General features: G+C 46.7%; 5 protein-coding genes. All 5 read right to left on the bottom strand.

Annotated features, from left to right (window positions below; translation table 11 throughout):
• Positions 1-124 precede the first annotated feature (124 nt).
• The 5 genes from AC1WIP_RS13730 to AC1WIP_RS13710 all read right to left on the bottom strand — a co-directional run bounded on the left by AC1WIP_RS13730 (position 125) and on the right by AC1WIP_RS13710 (position 2,890).
• Positions 125-805 carry a CpaB family protein gene (locus tag AC1WIP_RS13730; protein WP_481142359.1) on the bottom strand — a complete coding sequence of 227 codons (681 nt, stop codon included), beginning with the start codon at positions 803-805 and terminating at the stop codon, positions 125-127.
• A gap of 14 nt (positions 806-819) precedes the next feature.
• Positions 820-1,320, bottom strand: coding sequence for a hypothetical protein (locus tag AC1WIP_RS13725; protein WP_481142358.1), 501 nt, complete (start codon positions 1,318-1,320; stop codon positions 820-822).
• Between the two features lie 70 nt (positions 1,321-1,390).
• The gene (locus AC1WIP_RS13720; RefSeq protein WP_481142357.1) at positions 1,391-1,747 is read right to left on the bottom strand and encodes a hypothetical protein; all 357 of its coding nucleotides are present in this window, start codon (positions 1,745-1,747) and stop codon (positions 1,391-1,393) included.
• Positions 1,748-1,764: 17 nt separating this feature from the next.
• A complete protein-coding gene (locus AC1WIP_RS13715) occupies positions 1,765-2,010 on the bottom strand; it encodes a hypothetical protein (protein ID WP_481142356.1) in 246 nt (81 codons plus the stop codon).
• Positions 2,011-2,050: 40 nt separating this feature from the next.
• Positions 2,051-2,890 (bottom strand): type II secretion system F family protein, encoded by an 840-nt coding sequence (locus AC1WIP_RS13710; protein ID WP_481142355.1) that lies wholly within the window; start codon positions 2,888-2,890, stop codon positions 2,051-2,053.
• Positions 2,891-3,073 lie beyond the last annotated feature (183 nt).

The following is a 3,073-nucleotide window of genomic DNA, read 5'->3' as shown; positions in this document are numbered from 1 at the left end:
ATTCCTGCATCTGCCATTTGTCTTGATAAAAAATAACACAAATGGAAGCATTTCGCAAGCATTACAGCGCCCGGACATGAGCAAGTTCAGCTGCAAAGCAGCAGGAAAGCACCGCTGATGATCTTTAATCACATACCTTTACTGCCCGCAGGGAACCGGCAGAAAGCTGTTCGTAAAAACGCTCCACATCCTCCTCTGCAAGATATATATTTATCCGCTGTGCCGCCGTGTCGCTGTCTTCATTGGAAATCCGGTTTCCCGACGTATCAAATACCTGTTGTACAAAAACATTTTTCCACACAGTGGAAGGCTCTTTACCTTCCTCTTTCACAGAATAGATATGTATGCGGTCTCCGGAACGCAGAACGCCTCCTGCAACCTGATACAAATCCTCTGCTTTGAACCCGGCTATCACAGGATTTACCAATTTACTTGTGATTTCGTTTAATTCCTCAAACATACCCTCCGTAAGCAAAACGCCTTCCTCAATTCCGGTAATTGCAATCAAGCCCTGCACCTGTTCTGGGCTTCTGATAGCCGTTTTGGGAATACAGCTTTTATCCAATTCCATTTTCACAAAATAATCCCCACAATTTTCTTTCGTGATGTATTGCCCTTCCGGAATCTGTCTGGCTGCCACGTAAATACATCCCTTTTCATACTGTGTCAGCATATTTTTTTCTAAGCTGAGCATCACTCCATAAACTGCCAGCGCAGCAATAAATGCCGCCACAATACTGATGATCCAGCCCCATCCGGCTCCCGCTTCCCTGCTTTCCAATTTTTTCTCTCTTCGCAGCTTCATAAAACTCTCCCTTCTCATTCATTTGCAATAATATCCACAAGCTTCCCTTTTCTGGCCTGGGTACATACTCCCAAAATTCCTTCCACCGGAAATGTAATTTCACTGTACACCCCTGTGGATTCCACTAAAATTCCATTTGGAGCTCTCTCCTGTCCCAATGTTCCTTCCCAGCTTGCCAAAATTCCCTCCTCTCCCACGCGGCAGGCATATATCTTTTCCTTTACACAGTTATAAATCACATAATCTATAACCTCCACCCTGCCGGATATCATTCTCTTATTTTCGCACTGCCAGCTGTCGTCCAAATTCAAATTTCCCTTTAACGCCGTGGTATACCTGTCAAAAGCAAGAAGGGGATCGCCTATGATCAGATTCTGGGTGCTCCCATATTCCTCAATATCAATAATTGCCGATGCCAGATTTGATGCCGCCAGCGCATCCTCCAGATAGAGAGCTGACGCCCGGTAAACTTCAATCTGGAGAAGGGAATATAAAAGAATACTGAGAAAAACCATAAAAAACACTCCCACTGCGGCTTCCGCCTGTGCTTTTTCCTTTTTTCCCAGGCCTCTTCCAGACAGGCTTTTAATTTTTGGAGGTAGACACTCGTTTTTCTTCAAATGTAAATTTCCCTCCCAGTTTTCCCTGTATTTTCAAAGTCACCGGAGCGCTGTAGGACGCCTGGTTTACCGTGGTGCCTGTCAGGTCGATCTGCGTTGCCCCTATTTCCTCAAGCTCTAAAAGCAGCTGCCCACGGTCTCCGGCCTCCAGACAGCCTGTGGTTTCCATTTTCAAAATATACCTTCTGGCCAGCTGGCTTACCTGCCCCTTTTGTCTGATCAGCTCCGTACAGTTCAAATAGGCTGCCATCACTATGGTCATTGCGAGAATACAGATTCCCGTCATGAGAAGATTCCCTATATTCCCCGTCTCTTTTTTCATATCATTTTTCTCCTGTGCTATACTCCTGTAAGAATATTCTGCGCCTCTGTTGTCAGGGACGATACGATAGTCTCTATAAATACCTTCAGACTGTCCTTCATTACCACACAGAGCAAAAGCGCTATGATACACAATCCAACCGTCACAAGGATTCCGTCGATCCCATTCTCCTTTTGAAGAGCCCTTCCCGTTACGCGCCCCCATCCTTTTGAAAGCAATTCTTTTACATAAACTGCAATCTGTCTCCTTTTTCCAGTTTCCATAATAAAACCTTCCTTTCCTTTTTCTTTTGTCCTGCGCCATTTAAAATCCTGCAGCCGCTGCGAACATATCCATGACACAGGCATAGAGAGCCACCCCCAGCGCCGCAGTCAGCACTCCCAGCTGATAAAAGGTCATGCTTCTGTCCAGGGAAGCTTTTTTGCGCTCCAATACCATGGTCTCCATATCCTTAACCTGCTCTCCGATGTCACGCAAAAGCTCCACAGCCTGCCCCGATTCCAATGCCTGCAGCACGGTGATACACAGAGAATCCACATAACGATTGTCGAATTTTTTCTGAAACCGCTCCAGGGCTTCGTATATGTCCGCTTTCATCACAATATCTCCAGTAAGGTCCAAAAATGCCTGACGCAGTCTCTTCTCTTCAACACTTCCATAGCATTCCGCCAGCGCGTCAGTCACATAGACTCCGGCCTTTATTTGAATTTCCAGCGCGTTATAAACCAGCCGCAGCTCGGGAAGCATCCTCTCATTGTCCTTTTTGTTCTGCCAGACAAGCAACAGCCCCGGAAGAAAAAACAAAAATCCTCCAGCCAGCACTCCTGCAGCCCATGAAATTCTGAGAAAAGCTCCCAGTCCTATGACGGCTGCCACCGTCCTCACTGCCAGAAAGCATACCGGATTCATCCATCTGCCAAAGTGAAAGGAAGCCCCGTTTTTCTGCAGCCACGCGCCGCTTATCTGATACCATGCCATTTCCTGTCCCCTGACCTTTAAAAATCCGGACAGCTCCTCGTATGCCTTCAAAATCAAACGTCTTGGGCGGAAAGCCGCCTGCAGCGATATCAAAAGCATAAACAAAAGTACTGAGGCTGCGGCAGGCAAAACCGCAAGCCATATTTTCAGCTGTGCTTCTCCCAAAGTTTTTCTCCTTTCAATCCCAAACGTTTTCTTCTTTAATGTATCCTGTTGATTTTCCCAAGAAACAGCAGCACAACCACAGCCAAAATCCCAAGGGCTGCCCTGCCTGGCAGTGTATGAAATAGAATTTCCCAGACAGAGGCTTCAATCAGGCTGTCCGCCATAAGAAGCACAGCTCCTGAC

This window comes from Acetatifactor sp. (genome assembly GCF_982438285.1).
This window is presented reverse-complemented; position numbering and strand designations above follow the sequence as displayed.